Here is a 24928-nt window from a genome sequence, read left to right on the forward strand (position 1 = left end):
GCTCCGGCGGCTCGGGTGGAGGTGGCAAAGTGTCACTCTCTGTGTGTGTCGCTGTCACCGATGTAACGAAATGAGACATGATGAGAGTTAAATAATTCGACAGGCGGTTTTTTGTCCGCTTTCTGTCTGTTTTTGGGTCTGGGTTATTGCTTTTGGGCATGCAATCTGCTAAAAGTTGAGGCCGATTCGTCGGGGCGGTCACCTCTGGACGAAACAGGAGCATCGATGTGAACAAGTTTCCCCTCGTCAGCCTGGTCAAGATCAAGCGGGCGCGAAATTTTTTCTTCAATCAGGGCGCGGTTCCTCCTGGTCTGGTGCCTGAGTTTATCGTCCGCTCCTGGCAGCGCTCGCTGATCAACGGTGTGCCCGTGGACGACGAGTCCCGTGAAATCCCCCTGCTCACCGGCAGGGAGCTGACCTGTGCCAAGGAGGAGAGTCGGGACCTGCTGAACCATTCCCTGCCGGTGATGGAGAATCTCTACGAGCAGATCATTCACACCTCCAGCAAGGTGCTCCTGGCCGATGCTTCGGGTGTGGTGCTGCACTCCTACGGCGATCCCGATTTCCTGGGGCGGACCCGCAAGGTGTCCCTGCTGCCCGGCGGCATCTGGTCGGAAGGGATCCGCGGCACCAACGCCATCGGCACCTCGCTGGTGGAGCAGGAACCGGTTGTGGTGCACAGCGCCGAGCACTTCATCGCCAGCAACCATTTTCTCACCTGTTCCGCCTCCCCCATCTTCGATCCCTTTGGCAGGATCATGGGGGTCCTGGATGTGTCCGGTGATGGCCGCGTGCATCAACCGCACACCATGGCGCTGGTGCGCATCTCGGTCCAGCAGATCGAGAACCAGATGTTTTCATGCGGATTCGAGCACGATCTGGTGCTGCACTTTCACGTTCGCCCCGAGTTCGTCGGCACCATGTACGAGGGGATCGCCGTGTTTTCCCAGGATGGAAAGTTTCTGGCAGCCAACCGCAACGCGTTGCAGCATCTGGAGATGGATCGCTACCAGGCCGAATCCCACTGCTTCTCTTCCCTGTTCAACTCACCCCTGGCGGCGATCTTCGACCAGCCGGGGCAGTTTCCGCGCCCGGTGCAGCAGCTGCGCACCTGCACCGGCATCACCATTTACTGCCGCGGCAAGACCAGGTTGATCAACACCTCCAAGATCCCGCTGGTCATGGGGAAACCGGTCAGCGCTTCCCCCGCGCCTCTGGGTGATGCCGAACGGAAGCCGCTCCTGGAGGAGTTGGAACTGGGCGATTTGGGGATGCAGAAGCTCATCGCCCGGGCGCGCAAGGTTTTGGGGCACGACATACCGGTCCTGCTGGAAGGGGAATCGGGCACCGGCAAGGAGCTGTTCGCCCGGGCCATGCACTACAGCAGTTCGCGCCGTGGCGGCCCGTTCGTGGCGCTCAACTGCGCGGCGCTGCCCGAGGGGCTGATCGAGTCGGAGCTGTTCGGATACCAGGAGGGGGCCTTCACCGGTGCGAAGCGCAAGGGGTACAGCGGGAAGATCAGGCAGGCTGACGGCGGCACCCTGTTCCTGGACGAAATCGGCGACATGCCGCTCCTGTTCCAGGCCAGGCTGCTCAGGGTGTTGCAGGAACGCAGCGTCTCGCCCCTTGGGGGGGCCGAATTGTACCAGGTGGACTTTGCCCTGATCTGCGCCACCAACCGCAGGATGCGCCAGGAGGTGGAGGCCGGCAGGTTCCGCGAGGATCTCTACTATCGTCTCAACGGCCTTTTGATAACCCTGCCACGATTGAGGCAGAGGATGGACCGTCTGGAGTTGGCCCGAACCATCATCGCCGGCTTGGTGCCTTTCGGACGAACGGTCACCATGAGTAAGGGAGTCATGACGCTCTTCGAAAACCACCCCTGGCCGGGCAATATCCGTCAGATGCACAGCGTGCTGCGCACGGCGGTGGCGCTTCTGGGCTATGACAGCGAGATCACCGTGGATCACCTGCCCGAGGATTTCATGGAGCAGAGCTCTTTGCAAGCCGACGCTTCCCCCCTTCGTGAACCGGACGCCCAGCGGCTGCTCTCCCCGCCCCAGGGGACCAGCCTGGAAAACATGGAAAAGAATGCCATCCGCGATGCGGTGCGCGAGTGCCGCGGGAACATGGCGGCCGCGGCGCGCAGGCTGGGCATCAGCAGGAATACCCTCTACCGCAAGATGCAGGCGCTCTCCTGATACAGTCCTGAATACCAGGCACCTCTCCTTCACCCCCTTCTTCTCTGTCCTTGCCGCTCGCCATCCCTGTCCGCCATCCGCTGCTCCTGGCGTCATCTGCGAAATCCTGTTCAGCAGGTGCACGGTTTTATTGGAACGAGCAGCCCTCTCTCCCCGGATGATCAGGGAGCGAACGTGTGCGGCATCCGGCCCGCTTTCGTGATTCCTTTGCAATCGAGCCTGGGTGGCCGGTAGTGACCAGGGATGTCGGGGATATTCTGATTTACTCCTCAGCTGGGCTGCTCTATACTCTTCAGTTCGCTTGCGGAAGGGGAAAGGCTGGCCATGGGCTCGGGACCGGCCAGGGGGTGAAGGTGGTGAGCGGGTATGTCAGGGGGAGTGGGGAGTGGATTCCCCCTCACCGCGCCGGCACGATCATCCAGTAGGGCGGAGACGGGGGAGGGGGGCAACGGCTCGGGATCAGTGCTTCTTGCTGAAGTCCCTGAACGATGACTTTTGCGGGACGGGCGGCGGCGCCTGGTGGCTCCAGATGGCGTTGGATATGCTGCGCTCGATGGGGAAGAGGACCAGGGCGAACAGGTACATGAGCAGGAATACCAGGAAAAACGCCCCCAGCATGATTATGGTGATGACGATGAATTCCACGAACGGCGGCATGGAAGGCCTCCTGAAGCGAAAGAAATGACTAGCTTTTTCAGTATACACAAATGTCCGGCAATTTAAAGCCGGAAGTGCGGGAGGCGGGTGACGGGCAATGTCACGACATAGCATGATCGACAATATCTTCTCGGCTCTTCCCGAGGCTCTTCCCGAAGAGCTGGTTCAGACCCTGGCGGAGTCGGAGACGGTCCGCATCGAGCGCATCGTCTCCCATGGCCATGCAACTCCCCCCGGGGAGTGGTACGACCAGGAGCGGGACGAGTGGGTACTGCTTCTGTCCGGCGGCGCGGGGCTGCTCTTCGAGGGTGAGGAATCCCCCCGCGGGCTTGAACCGGGCAACTGTCTGCTGATCCCGGCCCATTGCCGGCACCGGGTGGCCTGGACCGCTCAGGGGGTGCGCAGCATCTGGCTGGCGGTTCATTTCCAGGGGGGATCAGCGGCATGAGAGGACGTTCGGCACTCTCTCTGGCTGAGCGGCGTCACTGGGTCTTCGATCTGGACGGAACCCTGACCGTTGCGGTGCATGATTTTGCCCTGATCCGCGCTGAACTGGGAGTTCCCGAGGGCTCCGACATCCTGGGGTATCTGGCGGCACAGCCCGAACAGCAGGCGCAGCTGCTCCACGAACGCCTGCAGCGCATCGAGCTGGAACTGGCGGGAGTGACGGTGGCGGCCAGGGGGGCAGGCGAACTGTTGCAACGACTGCGGGATAACGGCTCGCGCCTGGGTATCCTGACCCGTAACACCCGGGAAAACGCCCTGCGCACCCTGGATCTGATCGGCCTGGGAGGATACTTCGAAACCGCCCATATCCTGGGGAGGGAACAGGCGCTGCCCAAGCCTGATCCGGACGGCATCCTACGCCTGGCGGAATGCTGGGGCGCTCCCAGCGTTGACGCGGTCATGGTGGGGGATTACCTGTACGACCTGCAGGCTGGTCGCCGTGCCGGTGCCCTGACGGTCCACGTGGATGCGGGCCGCGGTTTCAGTTGGCCCGAATTCACGGACCTGCCGGTGGACAGTCTGGAGGAACTGGTGCCATGGATTACGGGATGAAATTTTCCTGGCTCTGGTACGGCGCAGGCATGGTCGGGCGTTCCGGCCGGGAGGCGGGTGCAGCATGGCGCTAGCGGAGCGCCCCGTGCCGGGGCGGGTCTACTTCTTCCTGGTGCTGACCACCTTCCTGTGGGGTGGCAGCTTCCTGTTCAGCAAGATCGGTCTGCGGGAAATCCCGCCGCTTCTGTTCGTGTTCAGCCGTTTTACCCTGGCGACGATGATCATGCTGGTGCTGTTCGCCCGGCGGCTGCCGGCCCTGGATCGCACGATCCTCAGGCGTGGCGCCATCGTGGGGGCTGCCTTGGGATTGACCAACATCACCTTTGTCTTCGGCGTCCGGGGTACCAGCATCTCCCGGGCCGGTGTGCTCAACAACCTGTTCGTGCTGTTCATCCCGCTGATCGGCAAACTGATCTGGAAGGAGCGCGTCGGGCGGATCAACCTGGCCGGTCTGGCGCTGGCCGGCGCCGGCATCTGGCTTCTGGCCACCAGCGGCGGAGCCGGGTTCAACCGGGGCGACCTGATCTCGACCCTCTGCGCCCTGTTCATCGCCGTCCACATCATCACCGTCTCCCGGGTCCTGGCCGACGATGATGTCTATCTGGTATCCCTGGTGCAGTTCGCCACGGTTGCGCTCATGTCGGGCGTTGCCCTGCTCTCCTGCCCGGCAGTGCCGGCAGCCGTCAGCGGCGCGGCCCTGTTCTCGGTGGTCTACTGCGCCATCTTCCCCACCGTGGTCTGCTTCACGCTGCAGAACAGCTTCCAGCGCTACGTCACCCCCACCAGGGCGGGGCTGGTCTACACCCTGGACCCGGTCTGGAGCCTCTTGGCCGGATTCCTCGTCCTGGGAGAGCGCCTGCTGGCGCTGGAATGGCTGGGGTGCGCCATGATTTTCCTGGCGGTGCTGATCCCCCTGTTGGCGCGCTATCTGATGGAAACCCGGCTCATGCGCCGCTACTGCCCGCACCGCCTCCCCTGAATCCCACCAGCCTAAGGCGCAGCTACCTGCTCATGTTCAGGTTGCTGATCTGCTGGAAGCTGTACTCCAGGGTCGTCAGCTGGGCCGGGTTATTGGTGTCGTTCACCCGGTAGTAGAAGACCTTTTTCTGCTGGTTATAGCCGCCGTCCACCACGCACCTTCCGGCGTCGTTCAGCTGCCTGGCCTTTTCGATGAAGTATGTGCGCATGAAGAGTTGCTGGCTGGGCAGGAGCAGCTTGGACTGTTTGATGGGCTGGCACCTGTCGGCGGCCAGTGCCGGCAGGGAGATGGTCAGCAGGGTCATCAGCGTCAGGATCAGTTTCATGTCGTTCCTCTCTTTATAGCGGGACGGGATTCGTTGGTACGGAAGGGCGGGGCGGGCGTACTGCCGGAGTCCCTCTCCGCCCGTGGCATTCCCGACCGCTCTAGATTGCGCTCAGCACATGGCTGGCCAGCACCTTCTGCAGTTCGTAGACATTCACCTCTTTGGTGAACTTCTTCTCCATGGGGATGGTTTCCCCGCCGATCCAGAGCATCAGCTCGGCATCGGGATCAAAGCTGGCCCCGGTCTCGATGGAGAATTTGGTGATCCTGTTGTAGGGGATGGACAGGTACTCGATCTTCCTGCCGGAAAGCCCCTGCACGTTCACCATGACCAGCCTCCTGTTGGTGAAGAGGAAGGTGTCGCGGTTGACGGCGAAGCCGGCTTCGATGATCTCGCCGTCGATCAGCAACTGCCGGTATTCCGTGTTGTATTTCTTTATCTCGGCCGATCCGCCCGCCTTCGTTGTCCCGGTAAAAAGCCCCATCAGCTTCACACTCCTTTTTTCGTTGGATCCACACCTCGCTCCAGGGGCGTGGCTTGCCACGTCGGCATGATACACCAGCCAGTCCCCCTGTCAACCCGCACCCCGCGCTCCCCCGCACATCCGGTGGTACACTTGTATCCAGCCGCAGCCGTGATTCCTCTTCGGGCGGCGGCCGGGAGGCTTCCATGGGCTATCAGAGGATACTCTCCGTTGTCAACGAACAGACCGGCTCCACCGTGGCTGCCCGCTATGCCATTGCCCTGGCCGCGGCCGGCGGCTCCGAGTTGGTCCTCTACGCCGCCCATGGCGAGGGAACCGACGGAAGCACGCTGCTCCATACCGAACGACACCTGGACCACCTCTTCCGCATCGCTTTTGAACGGGACATCCCGGTTACGCGCATAACCGAGTCCGGTATGATCGCCCGGCTCCTGCCCCGGCGGGTGGAGGAGGAACGGGTCGGCCTGGTCTTCTACCCCCTGATCCCGCCCGAGTGCTACGGCGCCGCATTCCAACAGCAGGCTGTCCACCAGCTCCTGCGCCTGGTCAGGGCCGACCTGGCGATCATGCGCATCATGCACATGGGCAAGCTCCACCCCCACCACATCCTGGTGCCGCTGGGCGGCAGAACAGGCAGCCGGGAGCGGCTGGCCGACTTTATCTCCCTTCTGGCAAAGAGTTTCCATTCACCGGTCACCCTGTTCCACCGGCCGGGCGGCAGGGGGCCAAGCAGGCTCGAAAACCTCGCCCTGCTGCGCGACAACCTGCTGCGGCAGCAGGTGCAGGTCCTGGAGCGCAGCGCCACGGGCCGCATCGCCCGGGCGATCGTCGTGGAGGCGGTCAGTCACCATCACGACCTGATCGTGCTGGGAGCCAGTGAGCGCGGCACCCTGCGGCGCCTTTTTTTCGGCAATCCGGCCGGGGACGTGATGCAGCACCCCCCCTGTAACGCCATCCTGTTCCGGCAGGCCCCGGATCGGCCATGAAGATCCAGGCCCTCGCCCATGACGAGGTCTTCTCCTCCCTCCTCAGCAGCCCCCGGGGGCTCGACGATGGGGATGTGGCGCGGCGCCTCGCGGAGTACGGCCCCAACGAGATCCGCCAGCTGCACGTCCGCTCGATGCTGTCACGCCTGACAGCGCACTTCACCCACTTCCTGGCGCTGCTGCTCTGGTTCGCGGCCGGTCTCTGCTTCCTGTCCGAATACCTCCACCCGGGGGAAGGGTTGCTGCGGCTGGGGGTGGCCATCCTTGCCATAATCCTGATCAACGCCCTGTTCAGCTTTATCCAGGAATACCGTACCGAAAAGGCCATTGAAGAGCTGCGCAAGCTGCTCCCCTTCCGGATCGCGGTGCTCAGGAACGGGGTGGAAACGGAGGTGGACGCAGGGGAGATCGTGCCGGGGGATCTGGTGCTGCTGCGCGAGGGGGACAAGGTGCCGGCCGATGGCCGGGTCGTCCTTTCCAACCGCCTGACGGTCAACAATGCGCCGCTGACCGGGGAATCGGACTCCCGCCTGCTCAGCGACGCCCCCTGGGAGGGGGACGTGGCGGAGAGCCATAACCTGGTCTTTGCCGGGACCCTGGTGGTGGGCGGCGGCGGCCAGGTCGTGGTCTATGCCACCGGCATGGCAACGGAGTTCGGCAAGATCGCCCACATCACCGGCGGGGTGGTGCAGGAGGTGAGCCCGCTGCAGGTGGAGATCCTCCGGGTCACCCGCATCGTCGCCGCCATCGCCGTTGCCTGCGGGGCCTGTTTTTTCGTCATGGGGGAGCTGTTCGGGCGAGGGTTCTGGAACAACTTCCTGTTCGCCATCGGCATCATCATCGCACTGGTTCCCGAGGGGTTGCTCCCCACCGTCACCCTGTCGCTGGCCATGGCAAGCCGGCGCATGGCGCGCCGCAACGCCCTGGTAAAGAGCCTGAACGCCGTGGAGGCGCTCGGTTCGGTGGACATGATCTGCACCGACAAGACCGGCACCCTGACCCAGAATCTGATGACCGTGAAGAGCCTCTGGAGTCCGGACGATGGCGCCATGGCCTGCACCGTTGCCCTGTTCTGCAATAACGCCACGCCATCGTCTGACGGGGTCAGGGGCGATCCCACCGAGACGGCGCTTTACCGCTATGCCGCCGAGCGGGTCAGGCTGGACGCCGAGCGCCTTGACGAAGCCCCCTTCGACGCCGACCGCAAACGCATGGCCACAGTGAACCGCATTGACGGCAGGCTGCTCGTGCTGGTCAAGGGGGCCGCCGAAACGGTGCTGCCGCTGTGCGGCCGTATCCCCCGGGAGGGGGGCATCGTAGCGCTGGACTGCGCTCTGACAACGGAACTGGAGGGGCGTCACCGGGCCATGGCAGGCCAGGGGCTGCGCATGATGGCTCTGGCCTACCGGGAGCTGGATCAGCTGCCCAGTCAGGAAATCCCGGAGCAGGGGCTGGTCTTCGCCGGATTCATGGGGCTGGAGGACCCACCACGGCCGGAGGTGGCGTCGGCGCTCCGGCAGTGTCGCAGCGCCGGTATCCGGGTGATCATGATCACCGGCGATGCCGGGCCGACGGCGGCGGCCATCGCCCGGGAGATCGGACTGCTGGAGGGGGAACCGGTCATCATCCAGGGGAAAGAGTGCGCCACCATGCCGGACAGCCAGTTGCGCCGGGAGCTGAAGCAGGACAACCTGATCTTCGCCCGCATGTCGCCCCAGAACAAGATACACGTGGTCAGCCTGCTGATGGAAGAGGGTCACCGGGTGGCGGTCACCGGCGACGGGGTCAACGATGCGTCGGCGCTGAAGAAGGCCCATGTGGGCGTCGCCATGGGGCTCTCCGGGACCAGCGTTGCCCGCGAGGCGGCGGACATCGTGCTGTTGGATGACAACTTCGCCTCCATCGTCCATGCCATCGAGGAGGGGCGCACCGTTTTTCAGAACATCCGCAACTTCATCACCTATATCTTCGCCTCCAACATCCCGGAACTGATCCCCTACATCGCCTACATCCTGTTCGGCATCCCCCTGCCGCTGACCATCATGCAGATCCTGGCCGTGGACCTGGGCACCGACATGTTCCCGGCCCTGGCCCTCGGCTCGGAGAGCCCGCCGCCAGACATCATGCGGCGCCCTCCGCGGCCGAAGGCGGAGCGCCTGCTCACCGGCGGCGTGCTCACCAGGGCCTACCTCTTCCTGGGGCTCTTGGAGGCGCTGGCCTGCATGGGCGGCTACTTCTACGTCATGCAGGGGGGCGGGTGGGAGTGGCCGCAGACGCTGGCCCCCTCGTCGACGCTCTACCTGCGGGCCACCACGGCCTGCCTGGCCGGCATCATCGCCACCCAGGTCGCCAATGTGTTCACCTGCCGCTCGCCCCACCTCTCCATCGTCACCCTGGGGTTTCTCTCCAACCGCCTGCTGCTGGTGGGAATCGCGCTGGAGCTGGCATTGGCCCTGCTGATCATCTACACCCCCGGCGGCAACGCCATCTTCGGCTGCGCGCCCCTCGGGCCGGACGTCTGGCTGCTGCTTCTGCCCTTTGCCCTGCTGCTGCTGGGCGCTGACGAGGTCCGCAAGCTGGTCCACAAGCGGCTCTCCGGCTCCGCTTCAGTCGGCCGTGACTCTGCTGTGGGGTGAGACGTGCGATTGGGGGGTATACGTGGGTTCCACGGGAGGTGTGCCATGAATCGCTGGATCGCGGGAGTAGTCGTCCCTTTCAGCACTGGCTCCGGGGAGGGAGGTAGGGGCGCTGGCAGGCCACGGGCGCGGCCGTCATCGGCGTTGTGGATGGGGGGCATCCCGTGCTACCCTGCGCAGATGAAATTTACCCTTCTGACCCACTTCAAGGAATTTGACAAGCGCTCCAACACCGGCCAGCTGGTGCTGGAGATTCTGGGAGAGGCGGCCGAGCAGTTGCAGTGGGACCGCCTCAAGCCGCCGCCAGGGCTGGTGGAGGAGATCGAGTCCGGCGGGGTGGCGCTGGTCTACCCCGGCCCGCGGGATCAGGAGAAGGATGATGCCGACGACCTGTCGGGCATCAAGCGCTTCATCCTGATCGACGGCACCTGGCACCAGGCCCGCAAGATCCACCAGCGCAGCCCCTACCTGCGCAAGGCCCGCCGGGTCAGCCTCACGCCGGCAGGGGAGTCGCAGTACAACCTGCGCAAGAACCAGAAGGAGTCCTGCCTCTGTACCGCGGAATGCGTGATCGAGATCCTGCTGGGCATCGGGATGACCGAACATGCCGAGCAGCTGCGGCAGCGCTTCCTGGCCTTTATCAGGCCGCCGGGCGCCATGCGCGGCGAGGCCATGGGCTCCTGAAACAGCGCTCCCTCCTCTGCCGCCCGTTTTCGTGCAGAGGGATACAGTGTATCCGTTCCCGCACCGCCATGTGAGCCGTCTTGTTTTGTGTGAGAAGCACCGGTGCCACGTTATGCCGAAACCACTGCTGCCTATCTTGTTTCTTTCCTGCCTCTTCTGTCAGGCCGTGCCCGGCCTGTGCGCCGTCGACGGGGTTCCAGACCCGAACCAGGCCCGTGGGCCGATCGAGCAGGGGGAGTATGACAGCAGCCTGGAGCAGCTGCGGCGCAGCCATGAGCTCTTCCCCCTGAACCAGTCCATCAGGCGCAGCCTGGCCGAGGGGTACCACGCCGCCGGCCTGGAGCTTCTGCGCAAGAAGCAGTACCAGAAGGCTGACCAGCTTTTCGCCGGGGGGAACGAGCTGTACCCCGAAGATCCCCGCTTCATGTTCCTGCGCGGCGTCTGCGCCTACTATCTGAAACAGTACGATAGCGCCCGCTACGAGCTGGAGCAGGCCCACCGCCTGTTGCCTGACGACGTGGAGCTGCTGCATATGCTGGGGCGGGTGCTCTACGACACGGACAACCGTGGTCAGGCCCTGGACCTGTGGCAGCGGGCCCTGGAGCTGGACCCGTCCCAGCGGGAGATCGCAACTCTGCTGGAGCGCTCCAAGCGGCAGATGGCCGTGGAAGAGCAGATGCCCAGGGGATACAGCTCCCGCTTCGACCTGGCCTATGACAGGGGGGTGGACATGGCCTTTGCCCTGGCCGTGCTGGACGAACTGGAGAACGCCGCCAGCCAGGTGGGGAGCGAACTGGGTCACTTCCCACCGGCGCGGGTGCCGGTTTCCATCTACAGCCGGGCCGACTACACCGCGGTCACCGCGGCGCCGGACTGGTCGGGCGGCGTCTACGACGGGACCATCCGGCTCCCCTTCGGCGCCCTGCGCCAGCTGAATCCGCGCCTGAAAGCCGTGCTGCACCATGAATATGCCCATGTGGTGGTCTTTGACCTGACCCACGGCAACTGTCCGCTCTGGCTGAACGAAGGGATCGCCGAGATGTTCGGGCGCAGGCAGTGCGCCCCCCCGGCCAGGAAGGAGCGGGTGGCGCGGGGCAGGCAGGTCATGGATATCAGGAAGCTGGAGCGCAGCTTCGACGCCCTGGGCGCCAGGGACGCCGGGCTGGCCTATCAGCAGAGCTGGTCGCTGGTCAACCACCTGGTGACCGCCTATGGCTGGCACCGGGTGAGCGCGATCCTGCTGGCCCTGGGGGAGGGGGCGACAACGGAGCAGGCCATTGCCCGCGCCCTGGGGGATTATGGTTTGAGCTATGGTGGTCTGGTGCGGGAGTGGCGCGAAGCGCAGGAGCGAGCAAGGGGAGGCGTGCGGGAATGACGAGCAGGTATCTCCAGAATCGGATCAAACCATCTGCCTCACACGAAGGTGTCACCTGCGCGCCCACTTTCCCTGGCTGGGCCGGCATGCCGGATTCAGCGATTTCTGGACGAGCTGCCTTGACTCCCTCCCTCTTTCAACTGTTATGCGCCTTCTTCATGAGGAGGGTGTGACCGTCCTGTGATACCAGCCGCCCGCGAGAGGAGGGTTCGGGAGTTCTGCGAACGCTGCGGCTTCTCCCTCAGGCTCCCGATCGTCTCCACGTCCCTGCACTTCTCCCTGATCACGGGGTTCGGCGGCGGCCTGCTGCCGGACTTGTCGTTCACCTGAGCGTCTTGCTTCCCCTTTGACGTATCGGGCACGGCGGTATATAGTGCCCGTCAATTAAAATTCACTCCGATTTACGTTCATCTTCAGCTTGATTGAAACCAATACTCCCCCCTTTGAAAAGGGGGGCTAGGGGGGATTTGTTGGCGTTGGGTTTTGAGGCAAATCCCCCTAAATCCCCCTTTTCCAAAGGGGGGACTTTGCACTGCACCGCTACTGGCTGAAGATCAACGTTGATCGAGAAATTTATTTCAGTAATGTTGAGCTGGCGGCGGAAGTGCGGCTATGGCTGGGAAGCGCTCTTCCTCTGCCTGTTTGCACAGGGAACCGTGAAAACGGTAATCAGTTTTCATGTTCACAAACGAAATGTCCCGTTTGGGGTGTTATCAAGGTCTGGTCAATTACGAGTTGGTCGCAGACAAGGAAAGGAAAATAACTCAACTTTCGCAGTTGGTATAAATACGCAAAATATTGTAATTATTAATAGTATAGCGTCGTAATCTGGATTAAAATGGCTTTGTTCCCCAACAAATCCACCAACACAGAGAGACGACGCTATGCAGCAGATTGTAGCAGGAGTTGCCGCTGTAGAAAACCGGATTCATTCGTTCTTTCATAATCAGGGCCTCGGCCTGTTTCTTCGGCAAAGCAACATCAGGAAAGAAAAGGGTGTTTGCCTCGACACCTTATTCCAGTTCATGCTTGCTCTTGCCTTTACCGGCAAGAACCTTTTCCGGCTGATCGAGAGCGCAGATACTCCGGAAGGTATCGGCAAAGACACGGTATACCGGTTGCTGAACTCGATTACTGCCAACTGGCGCCGTTTTCTGCTTCTGCTCAGCGCGCGGGTCATTGTCCAGCGATTGCTTCCCCTGACTGATGAGACAACAACCAAAGTGCTGATCGCTGATGACACCCTGTACAGTCGCGACCGCAGCAAGTGTGTTGAACTCCTGGCTCGGGTGCATGACCACAATACCGGCCGTTTTATGCGCGGGTTCCGGATGCTCACCCTGGGGTGGTCCGATGGTAACAGCTTTGTCCCCATGGCGCTCTCGATGCTCAGTTCGGCGAAAGAAAAGAACCGTCTTGCTCCGATGCACGACGGAATCGACAAACGGACCAACGGCTACAAGCGCCGCCAGGAAAGCATGAGGAAATCCACCGATGTGCTGGTGGATATGGTTTCCTTAGTCATGACGGCAGGGACCAAGGCCCAGCCTCTGCTCCTCGACAGTTGGTTCGCCTTTCCTGCCACCATAAGACGGATAAAGGCTTTGGGTATGCACACCGTCTGCATGCTCAAGGACACGGGAAAGGTCACTTATGAGATGCAAGGATGGCCGCTTTCCCTGAAAGAGCTGTACAAATCCGTCCGCAAACGATGCGGTCGTGCCAAGGTGCTGGCCGAAGTACTGGTGACCATAGGCTCAGCCGATCAGGGCATTCCCGTGCCGGCAAAGATAGTGTTCGTCCGCGACCGGAATTCGAAGAGATGGCTGGCGCTTCTTTCCACCGACACGACCTTGACCGCCGAAGAGATTATCAAACTCTATCGGCGTCGCTGGGACATAGAGGTGTTTTTCAAAATGGCCAAGTCGTTTCTGAATCTGGCAAAGGAGTTCCAGAGCCGATCCTTCGACGCCCTGATTGCCCATGCCACACTGGTCTGCTGCCGCTACATCATGCTGGAGCTGGCAAAACGGGAGAATGCCGATCCCCGGACACTCGGAAGTCTGTTTCACGCTGTCTGCGACGAAATGCGGCAGATTGTCTATACAGAAGCATTGGCATTGTTGCTCAAGTTACTGGAAGAAACCTTGAACAGCGTTATCGGGTTGTGCAAAGAACAGGTGAAGCAACTGATTGAGCGATTTGTTGAGACACTACCAGCTATTTTCAGAGAGCGATTGTTACTTTTGACTCAGTAATGAGCATAAATACATGCTCTATCAAGCGGTTACGGGTAAATCATCAACTGCGAAAGTTGAGTTAATAATATGAAAAAAGTAATGCTGGCGATGATAATATTTACGATGGCATTAATTGCAACGACGGCTATTTCAGCAACATTAGATCCGCCGTGGAAATGCATTGTAAACAAAAATAGTTTTGAGTATTGGTACGACACGTCAAGAGTTACAAAAACATCACAACACATTGATGTATTTGTATGGGAGATATATAAAAAGGATTCGGCTACGGCTTACAAACATATCAGATTCGAAAGGGCCAGCGGGTTAAAAGGATATGGAGAGTGTAAGGGTTACAAGTACAACAAACAGGTATCTGACTTTGATTTTTCAAAAATTGGGTTCATTTTCAGTAAGCCACAGCCAGAAGAGAGAAAGTTATTTAAATTAATCAATAAGTGAAATAATACTCAAGGGGGGACCGGGATGAGAATGTTTTTGACATTGGTGATTGTGGCACTACTTGGCCTTTCAAATTTTACAAGTGCTTATGGCGGTAGCGGTGAGACGAGAACAAAGATTGCAAAAGAACTGACTGGAAAGTACAGGGGAAAGGGCTTTCCTGTTGCTTTTGAGGCCACAGGCAAAGATAAAAACATCATAAAGATCACACAGAAAAACATTACACAAGACCCATTGCTGACGGAAGGGCAATTAATTACCCTACTTGGCACCTATCTAAAAGATGGCATTCAGTCAAGATTGAAAAAAACAGGCTTTATCAGTGGCGAATTCGTAGACGGCAAATCAAGGAAATATCCTTTCGAACTATAAAGATCAAGTTCCAACCACGTCCTTGGACGCCGCCCCGTTGGCGCAGAAAGTGGAGGGAATAAGGAGGGAATGAGAAGAACGGGAATGCCGGGGAAACTTCCCCCCTGTTTTGGGGAGAGTTCAGGGGGTAGCGTGTTTGCCAAACAGGAAAACATGACTGATTGCATGTGCACACATACGTGGGATTGAGTGTGGCTTGTTCACCTTCTTTTGGAGGAATTGCCATGGAACCTGCTGAAACAACGATCGGAGAATATCTCATTCACAGGCTGTATCAGCTCCGGGTGCAGCATGCATTTGGCATTCCGGGCGATTACGTGCTTGGCTTTTACAAGCAACTGGACGAGAGCCGCATCAAAATCATCAACACCTGTGATGAGCAGGGCGCAGGCTTTGCGGCTACCGCCTATGCCCGCGTGCGCGGTCTGGGGGCTGTCTGCGTTACCTATGGCGTGGGAGGGCTGAAGGTGGTGAATACCACCGCCCAGGCCTATGCCGAAGAGACCGCGGTGGTTGTGATCAGCGGGGCGCCGGGCGTCAGGGAACAGGCGGGGAACCCGTTGCTGCACCACAAGGTCAAGGAGTTCGATACCCAGCTGAAAGTATTCCAACAGCTTACCGTCGCCCAGACCGTGCTGGACAACCCGGCAACGGCCTGCCGGGAGATCAACCGGGTACTGGGTGCCGCACTCTGCTACAGACGCCCGGTCTACATCGAACTTCCCCGCGACATGGTGACTGTAAAGATTGTCCCGCAGGAGGAACCGCTGCAACCGCCCGATGTGGACAGGGAGCCGTTCAGGGAGGCTTCGCGGGAAGCGGTGGACATGATCAACGCGGCCACACAGCCGGTCATCGTGGCCGGCGTGGAATTGCTGCGCTACGGGATGCACCACCACCTGCAGGAGTTGGTGGAAAAAACGAATATTCCGGTCACCTCGACCCTCCTGGGCAAGTCGGCCATGGGCGAGCGCCATCCAGGGTACATCGGACTGTACGAAGGAGGATTGAGCCGGGAGGATATCAGGCAGTATGTGGAGAGCAGTGACTGCATCGTTCTCTTGGGGGTTCTCCTGACCGACCTGGACTTGGGGATCTTTACCGCCCATCTCGACCAGGGGAAATCCATCCATGCCACTAGCGAAAAGACCTCCATCCGCCATCACACCTATCCCGGAGTCTATCTCAACGGTTTTCTGCTGGGACTTTTACAGGCCGATATCCGGCGCCGGGAGACCTGCGAGACACCCCATGCGCCTGCGCCGACCCCATTCCACCCTGCCCCCGATACCAGGATCACGGTGGAGCGTCTGTTCCAGCGCCTGGAAACGTTTTTCGACGACAGCACGTTCGTCATCGCCGATACGGGCGATGCGTTGTTTGCGGCGGCGGATATCTCCATTCCCCGGGCAGCGGAATTCATGTCTTCGGCTTATTACGCTTCCCTGGGGTTTGCGGTCCCCGCCAGTCTCGGGGTCCAACTGGCGCTCCCCACCCTGCGCCCGCTGGTTCTGGTCGGCGACGGGGCCTTTCAGATGACCGGGATGGAAGTCGCGACCGCCGCCCGCTACCACCTCAATCCGATCATCATCGTGCTGAACAATTCGGGCTATGGGACTGAGAGGCCGATGCTGGACGGCAGCTTCAACGATGTGTATCCATGGCGCTACGCGCGCCTCCCCGAGCTGCTTGGCGCCGGCAGAGGTTTCGACGTTCAGACGGAAGAGCAGCTTGAAGTTGCTCTGGAAGCGGCCCGCGGCTACCGTGACGGCTTTTGCATCCTGGATGTTCGGCTTGATCCATACGATTTCTCCCCTGCGTTACGGCGAATGACCAGCGTCCTGGGGAAAAAGGTGAAGTAATCGCCCTGAACCGCCGCCATCTTGACACTCCCCCCTTGTTGGTGTTATGGTGACACTTGTAACCTATTACAAGTGTAAACGGAGTATCACCCATGGAGCCGCTCTCACCCCGTCAGAAAGACGTCCTGGATTTCCTCAGGGAGTTCCTGGACAGTAACGGCTATCCCCCCACGCTGCGGGAAATTGCCCGTCACCTGGATATCAGCGGCACGGTGGCGGTCGTGCGCCACCTGGAGGCGCTGGAGAAAAAGGGGTGGATCAGGCGCCAGCCGGGCGCGTTCCGCTCCATCAGCCTGGTGGCTGAAAAGGCCGTCCTCTATCCCCTGGATGAGGAGGGGATCTTCGCTGCCGACCAGCTCCCCGTGTCGCTGCCCATCGTGGGGACGGTGCGGGCCGGCACTCCGGAGATCCCCCGGGAAGACATCGAAGGGTACCTCTCCCTGGACAGGAACATTGTTGCCAGTGGCGGCAGTTTTTTTCTGCGCATCAAGGGTGATTCCATGAAGAACGCCGGCATGCTCCCCGGTGACCTGGTATTGATCCGCCCCCAGCCCACGGCTGACAACGGTGACGTGGTGGTGGCCCTGGTGGATGGCGAAGCCACAGTCAAACGCTTCTTCCGCGAGGAAGAGATGATCAGGCTTCAGCCCGAGAATGAACTGCTGGAACCGATCCTGATCGCTGACGACAGCGCCGACGTCACCGTCATCGGCAAGGTGGTCTCCCTCTTCCGGCCAACGGTCTGAATCCCATGCAGCGACACCAGACCCGTGAACAGATACGCGTGGCGGTCATCTTCGGCGCGAACGGCAGGATCCAGCCGGTCTGGTTCGAGTGGCGTCGCCGCAAGCATACCGTGACGGCCACCACCTACCGCTACGAGGGAAAGCAGGGAGATTCGCGACTGCTGCACTTTACCGTCACCGATGAGGGGGGGCTGTTTGAACTGACCTACAACACCCATGACCAGACCTGGCAGTTGCGGGGGATTGAGGTGGAGTAGCCTGATGGACGGTCGCGTCATTCTTCATATGGACATGAATGCCTTCTTCGCCTCGGTGGAGCAACAGGCCAACCCGGAGCTGCGCGGCAAGCCGATCGCCGTGGTCGGTTCCGGCGCACGCAGCGTCATAACCACGGCCTCCTACGAGGCCAGGCGGCTGGGGGTCAAAACCGGTATGGCGATCTGGGAGGCCAGACGCTGCTGCCCGCAGCTGACCCTGGTGGTGGGGGACAACCGCAAGTACACCTCAACCTCCCGGCGGATCATGGAGATGATGGGAGAATACACCCCTGCACTGGAGGTCTTTTCCATCGATGAGGCCTTCCTGGACGTCACCCACAGTCTCAACCTGTTCGGCAGCGCGGAACGCATCGCCTGCCTGATAAAGGCGCGCATCCTGCACACCTTCGGCCTCACCTGCTCCATCGGCATCGCCCCCAACAAGCTCCTGGCCAAGATGGCCAGCGACATGAAGAAGCCGGACGGGTTGACCGTTATTCAGCCTGGGGAGATTACGCGCACCATGGAGCGGTTGCCGGTGGCGGAACTGTGCGGAATCGGCAGGAGCATGGAGCGGAATCTGCTGCTGATGGGCATCCGCACCTGTGGAGAGCTGGGGCGCTGTGACGAGGAGCGCCTGACCCGCAGATTCGGCATCGTCGGCAAACGGTTGAAGGAGATGGGGCAGGGGATCGACGACAGCCCGGTCATACCCCAGGAGGAACAGGAGGAGGTCAAGAGCGTGGGGCACTCCATGACCCTGGCGCGTGATATCCTCCAGCGCCAGGATATCCTGAAATTCCTGCTGCAGCTCTCCGAGATGGTCGGCAGGCGGGCGCGGCGTTACGGCGTGTCCGGCAGGACGGTCCACCTGTACGTCCGCTTCGCCGATTTCTATTCCAGCGTCGGCCGGCAGGAGACACTGCCGGGATACATCAGTCGCAGCGAGGATATCTACCGGGCGGCGGTGGCCATTCTTGATACGTTGGAATTGCCCCAGGCGGTGCGGCTTCTGGGGGTCAGGCTGACGAACCTGCGGCACCAGGGCGAACAGTTACCCCTCTTCGAGGATGAGCGCCGCAGGTCCCGCATGGTGCGGGCCATGGATGAGGTCAACGACCGTTTTGGCGATTTCACCCTGACCTTCGGAAGCCTCCTGACCAGCCGGGAAAAGGGGAGCCAGGTTATCTCCCCGGCCTGGCGGCCGCAGGGGATCAGGAACGTGGATGTGCGCTGAGAGGGTGAGGAGTGAGGCTGCCCGGGGAGAGAGCTGAACCGCTCTCTCCCCCGAGGTTCACATCTTGTGGCACTTCTCGCAGTCCCCGGCAACGGAGAAGGCGTTCTTCCCCTCGTGGCATGCGCCGCAGGATTTCTCTTTTTCCATCTCCTGCATGCTCACCATGACCGTGCTCCGCGTGGTGGCGTAGAGCGCCGGGTGGCATTCGCCGCACTTGTAGATCTCGCCGTGGAATGTGTGGCTGAAGCTGACGTTGCCGCTCTCCTTGACCTCGAAGACCAGTTCTTTGGTGGGGTGGCAGGTGGCGCACCTGGTCAGGGGGGAGGCGTTGGTGCCGTTATGGCATGCGCCGCAGGATTTCCCCTTTTCCATCTCGGCCATGCTGACCTTCTTGCTCCGGCGGGTGGTGGGATAGAGCCGGGTATGGCAGTCGCCGCAGTGGTGGGCCTCGATGTGCCTGGCGTGGGGAAAGTGCGTCGGGCCGGTTTCCCTTACCTTGAAGAGTATGTCATCCGCCGGGTGGCAGGTGGTGCAGCTCTTGACGTCAAAGGCGTTCGTGCCATTGTGGCATGCGCCGCAGGATTTTCCCTTTTCCATATCGGCCATGGTGGCCCGTTTGTTGGCGCCGGCCACGAAGATCCGCGGATGACAGCCGCGGCAGTCCGGGCTGATCTCCAGGTGCTTCTTGTGGCTGAAGTGGGTGGCGCCGGTGGCCTTGACCCGGTAGACGATCTCCTTGACCTGGTGGCAGCGGCTGCACTGCTTGAGGGAGAAGCTGACCTTGGCGTTGTGGCATGCACCGCAGGACTTTCCCTTTTCCATTTCAGCCATGGTGACCCTGGCGCCCCTCCGTTTGGTGGCGTACAGGGAGGGGTGGCAGTCGCTGCAGTGGTGGGACTCGATGTGTTGGGCATGCTTGAAGATGGTTGGCCCGGCCTCCCGCGACCGGAAGGTGATCTCCTTGACCGGGTGGCAGCTGGTGCAGCGGGAGAGCCCGAAGGCGCTTTTGCCGTTGTGGCATGCGCCGCACGACCTGCCCTTCTCCATGTCGACCATGGTTGCCCGTCTGTTGGGGCCCGCCGCGAACAGGCCTGGATGGCACCTGGCGCAATCGGGGCTGGTTTCCAGGTGTTTCTTGTGGCTGAAGTGGGTGGCGCCGGTGGCACTGACCTGGTAGACGATCTCTTTTGTCTGGTGGCAGCGGCTGCACTGTTTGAGGGAGAAGCTGACCCTGGCATTGTGGCATGCGCCGCAGGATTTTCCCCGCGCCATGTCGGCCATGGTGAATCTGCTCTTCTGCTTCAGGTTGTAGATTCCGTAGTGGCAGGCCCGGCAGTTGTTGGCCATGTTTTTGTGGCCCATGTGAACGCTGTGGCTGAAGAGCACCGTGCCCGCGTCCCTGGTCTGGAAGGTCACATCCCGCACCTGGACGGCCGCCCCGGCCGGGGCGGTGGCGGTAAGCAGCAGGATCATCGCATACATGGCAACGCGTATCATAGGTTCTCCAGGGCAGGTCTCCGGCCGGCGCGGCATCCCGGCTTGGCCTGCGTCATGGTTGTTCCTCGTGATCCTTCCCTTCGTGCTCCTTTTTTCGCTCCTCCCAGCCGTGCCACATGGGTTTGAAATGGGCAAAGGGGGTGTGCCCCAATGTGGCCAGATAGATGTGCACGAAGAGGAACGAGCAGAAACCGCAGGCCAGCAGGAAGTGGATGCTCACCAGGGTCTTGATGCCCCCCACCAGGTGAATGATTCCCCGCAGGGGGGTGACGTACATCAAAAGGAAGCCGGACAGGATCACCAGGGGAAGCAGGATGATCATGATAACCAGGTAGACCGTCTTCTGCAGCGGGTTGAACTTATCCTCCGGTGTGCTGACATGGGGATTGGGGCGCCCCATGAAGTAGTTGAAGAAGTAGTACAGGGCCTGGCGGAAGATGCCGCTGCGGATATCCTCCAGGGTGGGAATGTAGAGTTTGGTCAGTGTCCGGGCGATGAACAGGTAGTAGCCGAACCAGAGCAGGTAGGAGGCGGAGACGACGAAGCCGGCGGCGTTGTGGAGCCGGATGGCGTTCTTGTAGTCGCCGAAGATGTCCACGTATTCGGGAAACCTGATCTGCAGGCCGGTGAGTGCCAGGACGACGAAGCCGAAGGCGTTCAGCCAATGCCAGATCCTGATCGGCAGGGGGGTCAGGTAGATGTATTCGGTCTCTTTCATGGCTGAGGCTTCCTTCGTCTGGCACGGGTCAGCAGGCGTCCGGTTCCGTGTCCGATGGGCATCATCAGTCCGGCCGCTATGATCAGGGCGCCGATGATGTTGAGGACCCTGCTGCGGGTGGCGCCCATCATGTAGAAGTCGGGGGTGCCGTTGAGGATGTCCAGGATTGCGCCCCGTTCCACGGCCATTCTGGTGTACCCCCCGCTCTTGTCCGGGAGGGCCACGTAGCTCGTCTGCATGGCGCCGGGACCCGCGGCGTGGCAGAAGGTGCAGTCCCAGCGGTTGTCCTGGATGTCGTAGGTGTGGGAAACCACCTCGGGAGTCATCATCCCCCACAGACGCATCTCCTTGCGCCTGACCTGGCTGTTGAAGGCTCTTAAGTCATCCAGGGAGATGAAGCGGTCGTTGTCGCGGTCGATCAGGCTGCCCAGTTCGCTCCCCTCGGGAAGCAGTCGGGAGAGTTCTTCGTGGGTGGCCAGCCTGAATGCGCTGGCCGGTTCCCCCGGTTTACGGGTCTGGATGGCCATGGTGATGACGAAGTTTTTGGAGCCGGTGTGACAGGTGATGCAGGGGAGGGCGTCGATGTGCAGGTCGGCCTGGGGGAGCCACGTGATGTGGGTGGCAACGACCTTCTTCAGGTTGTGGCACTTGGCGCACATGTCGTTGATATCCTTGCCTGAAATCGACAGTGGGGTCTTGACCGCATGGGGATTGTGGCAGTCGGTGCAGCTGGCCTTGGAACTGTGCAGGCTCTTTGCGTACTCGGCGTGGATCGGCAGGTGGCATTCCCGGCAGGTGGCCCTGGTGGGGCGGGGCGGTTTGGGGGTGTCGTTGGGGTGAATCTCGTTGATAGCCGTGTGGCAGGACCTGCAGCCGATGTAGGAGTGGGTGGTGGCGGCGTATACGCTGGAATCGATAAAGAGGTGCTTGCCCCCCATCGTGATGATCTTCTTGTCGTTATGACAGAGCAGGCAGCGTTCGTTTTCCGGGCCGATTTCAGCCCGGACATCGGTCATTGCCGCCACCATGACCACTGACGCGATCAGCGGCAGCAGGGTCGGGAACGCAAGCAGAAGGCGGAGTCGTGGCGCCTTTTTTCGCACGGTTCTTTCCATGATTATGCGGACTCCTTTCCCAATGAGGTGCCGCTGATGGATCATGCCTGTCCGCCGCTGTGTGCGGCGAAAACGATTTCATGAAACAAATTCTACTATATGCGTCGTGATTATTCAAAAATTGGCGTTGACCGTATGACGGCTCCTGCTGGGTTCGGCCAGCAGACCTCCGGGCAGACCGGCACGAAATGGAAGAAGCACCCCAGGGTGTCGGTGAGGTAGCGGTCATGCTAATGGCCGCCGTCGTTGCGCACCTCCTGGCCCAGCAGACAGGCGCTGACGCCGATAGTGATGGCAGCGGTCATGGTGATGAACTCCTGGCCGTTGCCAGCAGCTCGCCGGCGTGGCTGCGGGTGGTGTCGGTGATGACTGCGCCTCCCAGCATGCGGGAGATCTCCTCGATGCGGGCTTTCTTGTCCAGGGGGGTGACGGCTGTGGCGGTGCGGCCGTTGTCGACCCGCTTGGCAACGTGCAGATGCTGGTCGGCGAACACCGCAACCTGGGGGAGGTGGGTGATACAAAGCACCTGCTGGCGCCGGGCAACCCTCTTCAGCTTCCTGCCCACGGTTTCCGAGGTGGCGCCACCGATGCCGCTGTCCACCTCGTCGAATACCAGGGTGGGAACGTCCCCCTCGGGCAGGACCTGCTTGAAGGCCAGCATCAGGCGCGACAGTTCGCCGCCCGAGGCGATTTTTGCCAGGGGGCGCGGCGGCTCTCCGGCGTTGGGGGAGAAGAGCAGCTCCATGCGCTCGAATCCGGTGGGGCGCGGTTCGTCCAGCAGGGTCAGGTCGGCCTCGATGACGGCGTTCTTCATGGCAAGCTGGCGCGCCTCGTTTTCCAGGGCCTGCTTCAACGCGTCCGCCGCGGCCGCGCGTTGTCGGCTCAGTTCCGCTCCGCAGCGGCGCAGCTCCTTCTCCAGCCGGTCGCACTGGCCCTGCAGCGCCTCCCGGTCATGCTCCTGGTCGCGGATCTGTTCCAGCTCTCCGTCGACCTGTTGTTGGAACTCCAGGATGTCCCGGATGGTCGGGCCGTACTTGCGCTTGAGTCGGTTGATCTGGTCCAGACGATCCTCGACGCGTTGCAGGGAGAGCGGGTCCGCCTCGACCCGGGAGGCATAGCCGCGCAGGGTCATGGCGGCGTCCTCCAGCTGCAGGTAGCAGTTTTCCAAGGAGGTTGCCGTCTCCCCCAGGGTCTGGTCGATGGCGGCGATTTCGCGGATGGCGTTGCTTATCCTGCGCAGCTGACCCAGAAGGGCGCCATCGCCGCCGTAGAGCAGTTCGAACGCCTCGGCGCTGGCTCCCCCCAGTTTCTCCGCGTTGGCCAGCAGCTGGCGTTCTTCCTCCAGCTGCTCCTCCTCACCGTCCCGAAGCTCTGCCCCGGCTATCTCCTGGGACTGGAACGACAGCAGGTCCAGCCTGCGGGCCGCCTCGCGCTCCCGTTCGTCCGCATGGGCTAGGCGCTCCCGTACTGTCTGCAGCTTTGCATACAGGCTGGCGAAAGCTCCGCGCAGATCAGTGTTTCCGGCAAAGAGGTCCAGGAGCAGCAGCTGGTTCTCCGGTCTGAGCAGGGTCTGGGATTCATGCTGTCCATAGATGTTGATCAGGCGGCGGGAGATGTCGGAGAGCAGGGTCAGGGTTGCCATGGCGCCGTTGATGAAGATGCGGTTCTTTCCGGCGCGGGAGATGGAGCGTTTGACCAGCAGTTCAGCTTCGCAGGGGAAACCGGAGTCGCTGAGCAGCTGCGACAGCTCGGACATATCCGAGATGTCGAAGATTGCCTCCACCACGGCCTCGTCCGAGCCGGAACGGATCAGATCGGCCGAGGCGCGTCCCCCCATGATCAGCCCCACGGCGTCGATGATGATCGATTTGCCGGCCCCGGTCTCGCCGGTCAGGATGGTCAGGCCCGGTTTGAGGGAGAGGTGCAGCGAATCGATGATGGCTATATTGGTGATGGACAGGTCGGTCAGCATAATAACACCTGGTATGTGATTCGTGGTTCGAGGTTCAACGTTCAGAGGTATGAGTGACGTCAACCATGAACCCTGAACCGCGAGCATTGAACCGATTTATCCCCACTTCAGTTTGGTCCGCAGTACCTCGAAGTAATCCAGTTTCCGGGGTACGGCCAGATTGGTGATCGAGGGGGCCCTGCGCACCTCCACTGTGTCACCCTGCAATAGCTCGAAGCCCACCTGGCCGTCCAGGGTCAGGTAGACCTTGTCGTCGTGGGGACAGGTGACGGTGATGGTGATGACCGATTCATCCGGGACCACGACGGGACGGTTGGTCAGGGAGTGTGGGCAGATGGGGGTTATGGCGATGCAGCTCACCTGGGGATGGACGATCGGGCCGCCGGCGGACATGGAATAGCCGGTGGAGCCGGTGGGGGTGGAGACGATCAGTCCGTCGGCCTTGAAATTGGTCAGGATGTGGTTGCCGATTCTCGTCTTCAGGTTGACGATGCGGGCCAGGATACCGGTCCTGTTGAGCACCAACTCGTTCAGGATAGGGCATTTCTCGATCGGCTTGCCCTCGCGCAGGATGCTGACCTCCAGCATCATGCGCCGGGAACTGCGCTGGTTTCCCGTCAGGCAGAGTTCAAGCTCGCCGTAGAGAGCCTCCACGGTGACTTCGGTCAGAAAACCGAGGCTGCCCAGGTTGATCCCCAGGATGGGGATCTCCTTGCCATAGAACAGGCGCGCCGTGGAGAGCAGGGTGCCGTCCCCCCCCAGCACCACCACCATCTCGGCCTGGCTCAGGATCTCCTCGTGGGTCATGCCGTCGTTACGCAGGAGATGGCGGGCCAGGTGCTCCTCGATCAGGTGGACGCAGTTCTTCCGTTCCAGCCAGGAGATCAGCTCGGTGGCTACTTCCTGGCAGCGGGGGTCGTGTACCTTGGCGAATATGGCGACATATTTTAGGTGCATGCTCATGCTGGCTGCTCGTTGATCCCGGAAAGAGCAACCAGCCACAGAACTCTGTGGCTGGTTGCTGGTTTTGGGGTTGATACATCTTCTGATGCGAGGGCGCCTCG

At 61.2% G+C, this 24928-nt stretch carries 24 protein-coding genes; 16 read left to right on the forward strand and 8 right to left on the reverse strand.

Annotated features, from left to right (window positions below; genetic code table 11):
• Positions 1–227: 227 nt before the first annotated feature.
• Positions 228–2201 (forward strand): sigma-54-dependent Fis family transcriptional regulator, encoded by a 1974-nt coding sequence (locus PPRO_RS07750; RefSeq protein WP_011735461.1) that lies wholly within the window; start codon positions 228–230, stop codon positions 2199–2201.
• A 459-nt stretch (positions 2202–2660) separates the two neighbouring features.
• Here PPRO_RS07750 and PPRO_RS07760 read toward each other — a convergent pair whose 3' ends face one another.
• Entirely contained in the window at positions 2661–2858 is a 198-nt protein-coding gene (locus PPRO_RS07760; protein ID WP_041532215.1) for a hypothetical protein, read from the reverse strand.
• A 97-nt stretch (positions 2859–2955) separates the two neighbouring features.
• Here PPRO_RS07760 and PPRO_RS07765 point away from each other — a divergent pair, with 97 nt between their 5' ends.
• The 3 genes from PPRO_RS07765 (at position 2956) to PPRO_RS07775 (ending at position 4896) form a co-directional block, all read left to right on the forward strand.
• Positions 2956–3306, forward strand: a complete 351-nt coding sequence (locus PPRO_RS07765; RefSeq protein ID WP_011735463.1) for a cupin domain-containing protein — start codon at positions 2956–2958, stop codon at positions 3304–3306.
• Positions 3303–3917, forward strand: coding sequence for an HAD family hydrolase (locus PPRO_RS07770; RefSeq protein WP_011735464.1), 615 nt, complete (start codon positions 3303–3305; stop codon positions 3915–3917). The genes PPRO_RS07765 and PPRO_RS07770 overlap by 4 nt, the downstream gene beginning before the upstream one ends.
• Positions 3918–3981: 64 nt before the next feature.
• Complete coding sequence (locus tag PPRO_RS07775; protein ID WP_011735465.1) at positions 3982–4896, forward strand: DMT family transporter; 915 nt, start codon at positions 3982–3984, stop codon at positions 4894–4896.
• Between the two features lie 22 nt (positions 4897–4918).
• On the opposite strand, the gene PPRO_RS07780 is transcribed toward PPRO_RS07775, so the two are convergent.
• Positions 4919–5221 carry a hypothetical protein gene (locus PPRO_RS07780; RefSeq protein ID WP_011735466.1) on the reverse strand — a complete coding sequence of 101 codons (303 nt, stop codon included), beginning with the start codon at positions 5219–5221 and terminating at the stop codon, positions 4919–4921.
• Between the two features lie 100 nt (positions 5222–5321).
• Positions 5322–5705, reverse strand: a complete 384-nt coding sequence (locus PPRO_RS07785) for a PH domain-containing protein (RefSeq protein WP_011735467.1) — start codon at positions 5703–5705, stop codon at positions 5322–5324.
• 185 nt (positions 5706–5890) lie between these two features.
• Between PPRO_RS07785 and PPRO_RS07790 the strand changes: the two genes are divergently transcribed.
• From PPRO_RS07790 to dinB, 12 genes are all read left to right on the forward strand, one after another.
• A complete protein-coding gene (locus tag PPRO_RS07790; protein ID WP_011735468.1) occupies positions 5891–6691 on the forward strand; it encodes a universal stress protein in 801 nt (266 codons plus the stop codon).
• Positions 6688–9327 carry a cation-translocating P-type ATPase gene (locus PPRO_RS07795; protein WP_011735469.1) on the forward strand — a complete coding sequence of 880 codons (2640 nt, stop codon included), beginning with the start codon at positions 6688–6690 and terminating at the stop codon, positions 9325–9327. Before PPRO_RS07790 ends, PPRO_RS07795 begins: the two co-directional genes overlap by 4 nt.
• A 45-nt stretch (positions 9328–9372) precedes the next feature.
• Entirely contained in the window at positions 9373–10011 is a 639-nt protein-coding gene (locus PPRO_RS07800) for a DTW domain-containing protein (RefSeq protein ID WP_083761211.1), read from the forward strand.
• Between the two features lie 112 nt (positions 10012–10123).
• Complete coding sequence (locus PPRO_RS07805; protein ID WP_011735471.1) at positions 10124–11386, forward strand: peptidase MA family metallohydrolase; 1263 nt, start codon at positions 10124–10126, stop codon at positions 11384–11386.
• Between the two features lie 180 nt (positions 11387–11566).
• Positions 11567–11716: a hypothetical protein gene (locus PPRO_RS20850; RefSeq protein ID WP_157039967.1), complete on the forward strand. Its 150-nt coding sequence runs from the start codon at positions 11567–11569 to the stop codon at positions 11714–11716.
• Positions 11717–12270: 554 nt separating this feature from the next.
• Entirely contained in the window at positions 12271–13644 is a 1374-nt protein-coding gene (locus PPRO_RS07810; RefSeq protein ID WP_011735473.1) for an IS4-like element ISPepr1 family transposase, read from the forward strand.
• Positions 13645–13713: 69 nt separating this feature from the next.
• On the forward strand, positions 13714–14088 hold the full coding sequence (locus PPRO_RS07815) for a hypothetical protein (protein ID WP_011735474.1): 375 nt from the start codon (positions 13714–13716) through the stop codon (positions 14086–14088).
• A gap of 24 nt (positions 14089–14112) precedes the next feature.
• The gene (locus PPRO_RS07820; RefSeq protein ID WP_011735475.1) at positions 14113–14460 is read left to right on the forward strand and encodes a hypothetical protein; all 348 of its coding nucleotides are present in this window, start codon (positions 14113–14115) and stop codon (positions 14458–14460) included.
• Positions 14461–14684: 224 nt separating this feature from the next.
• The gene (locus PPRO_RS07825) at positions 14685–16322 is read left to right on the forward strand and encodes an alpha-keto acid decarboxylase family protein (RefSeq protein ID WP_011735476.1); all 1638 of its coding nucleotides are present in this window, start codon (positions 14685–14687) and stop codon (positions 16320–16322) included.
• Between the two features lie 92 nt (positions 16323–16414).
• Positions 16415–17068: a transcriptional repressor LexA gene (gene lexA, locus PPRO_RS07830; RefSeq protein ID WP_011735477.1), complete on the forward strand. Its 654-nt coding sequence runs from the start codon at positions 16415–16417 to the stop codon at positions 17066–17068.
• 5 nt (positions 17069–17073) lie between these two features.
• Positions 17074–17325: a hypothetical protein gene (locus PPRO_RS07835; protein WP_011735478.1), complete on the forward strand. Its 252-nt coding sequence runs from the start codon at positions 17074–17076 to the stop codon at positions 17323–17325.
• A 4-nt stretch (positions 17326–17329) separates the two neighbouring features.
• Positions 17330–18562, forward strand: a complete 1233-nt coding sequence (gene dinB, locus PPRO_RS07840; RefSeq protein WP_011735479.1) for a DNA polymerase IV — start codon at positions 17330–17332, stop codon at positions 18560–18562.
• A 57-nt stretch (positions 18563–18619) separates the two neighbouring features.
• On the opposite strand, the gene PPRO_RS19430 is transcribed toward dinB, so the two are convergent.
• The 5 genes from PPRO_RS19430 to PPRO_RS07865 all read right to left on the reverse strand — a co-directional run bounded on the left by PPRO_RS19430 (position 18620) and on the right by PPRO_RS07865 (position 24827).
• A complete protein-coding gene (locus tag PPRO_RS19430; RefSeq protein ID WP_011735480.1) occupies positions 18620–20059 on the reverse strand; it encodes a cytochrome c3 family protein in 1440 nt (479 codons plus the stop codon).
• A 52-nt stretch (positions 20060–20111) separates the two neighbouring features.
• Positions 20112–20777: a cytochrome b/b6 domain-containing protein gene (locus PPRO_RS07850; RefSeq protein WP_011735481.1), complete on the reverse strand. Its 666-nt coding sequence runs from the start codon at positions 20775–20777 to the stop codon at positions 20112–20114.
• Positions 20774–21892, reverse strand: a complete 1119-nt coding sequence (locus PPRO_RS07855) for a cytochrome c3 family protein (RefSeq protein ID WP_011735482.1) — start codon at positions 21890–21892, stop codon at positions 20774–20776. Before PPRO_RS07855 ends, PPRO_RS07850 begins: the two co-directional genes overlap by 4 nt.
• Positions 21893–22193: 301 nt before the next feature.
• Positions 22194–23864 (reverse strand): DNA repair protein RecN, encoded by a 1671-nt coding sequence (gene recN / locus PPRO_RS07860; RefSeq protein ID WP_011735483.1) that lies wholly within the window; start codon positions 23862–23864, stop codon positions 22194–22196.
• A gap of 96 nt (positions 23865–23960) precedes the next feature.
• The gene (locus PPRO_RS07865; RefSeq protein WP_011735484.1) at positions 23961–24827 is read right to left on the reverse strand and encodes an NAD(+)/NADH kinase; all 867 of its coding nucleotides are present in this window, start codon (positions 24825–24827) and stop codon (positions 23961–23963) included.
• Between the last annotated feature and the right edge of the window lie 101 nt (positions 24828–24928).

This window comes from Pelobacter propionicus DSM 2379 (assembly GCF_000015045.1).
GTDB classification, from domain to species: domain Bacteria; phylum Desulfobacterota; class Desulfuromonadia; order Geobacterales; family Pseudopelobacteraceae; genus Pseudopelobacter; species Pseudopelobacter propionicus.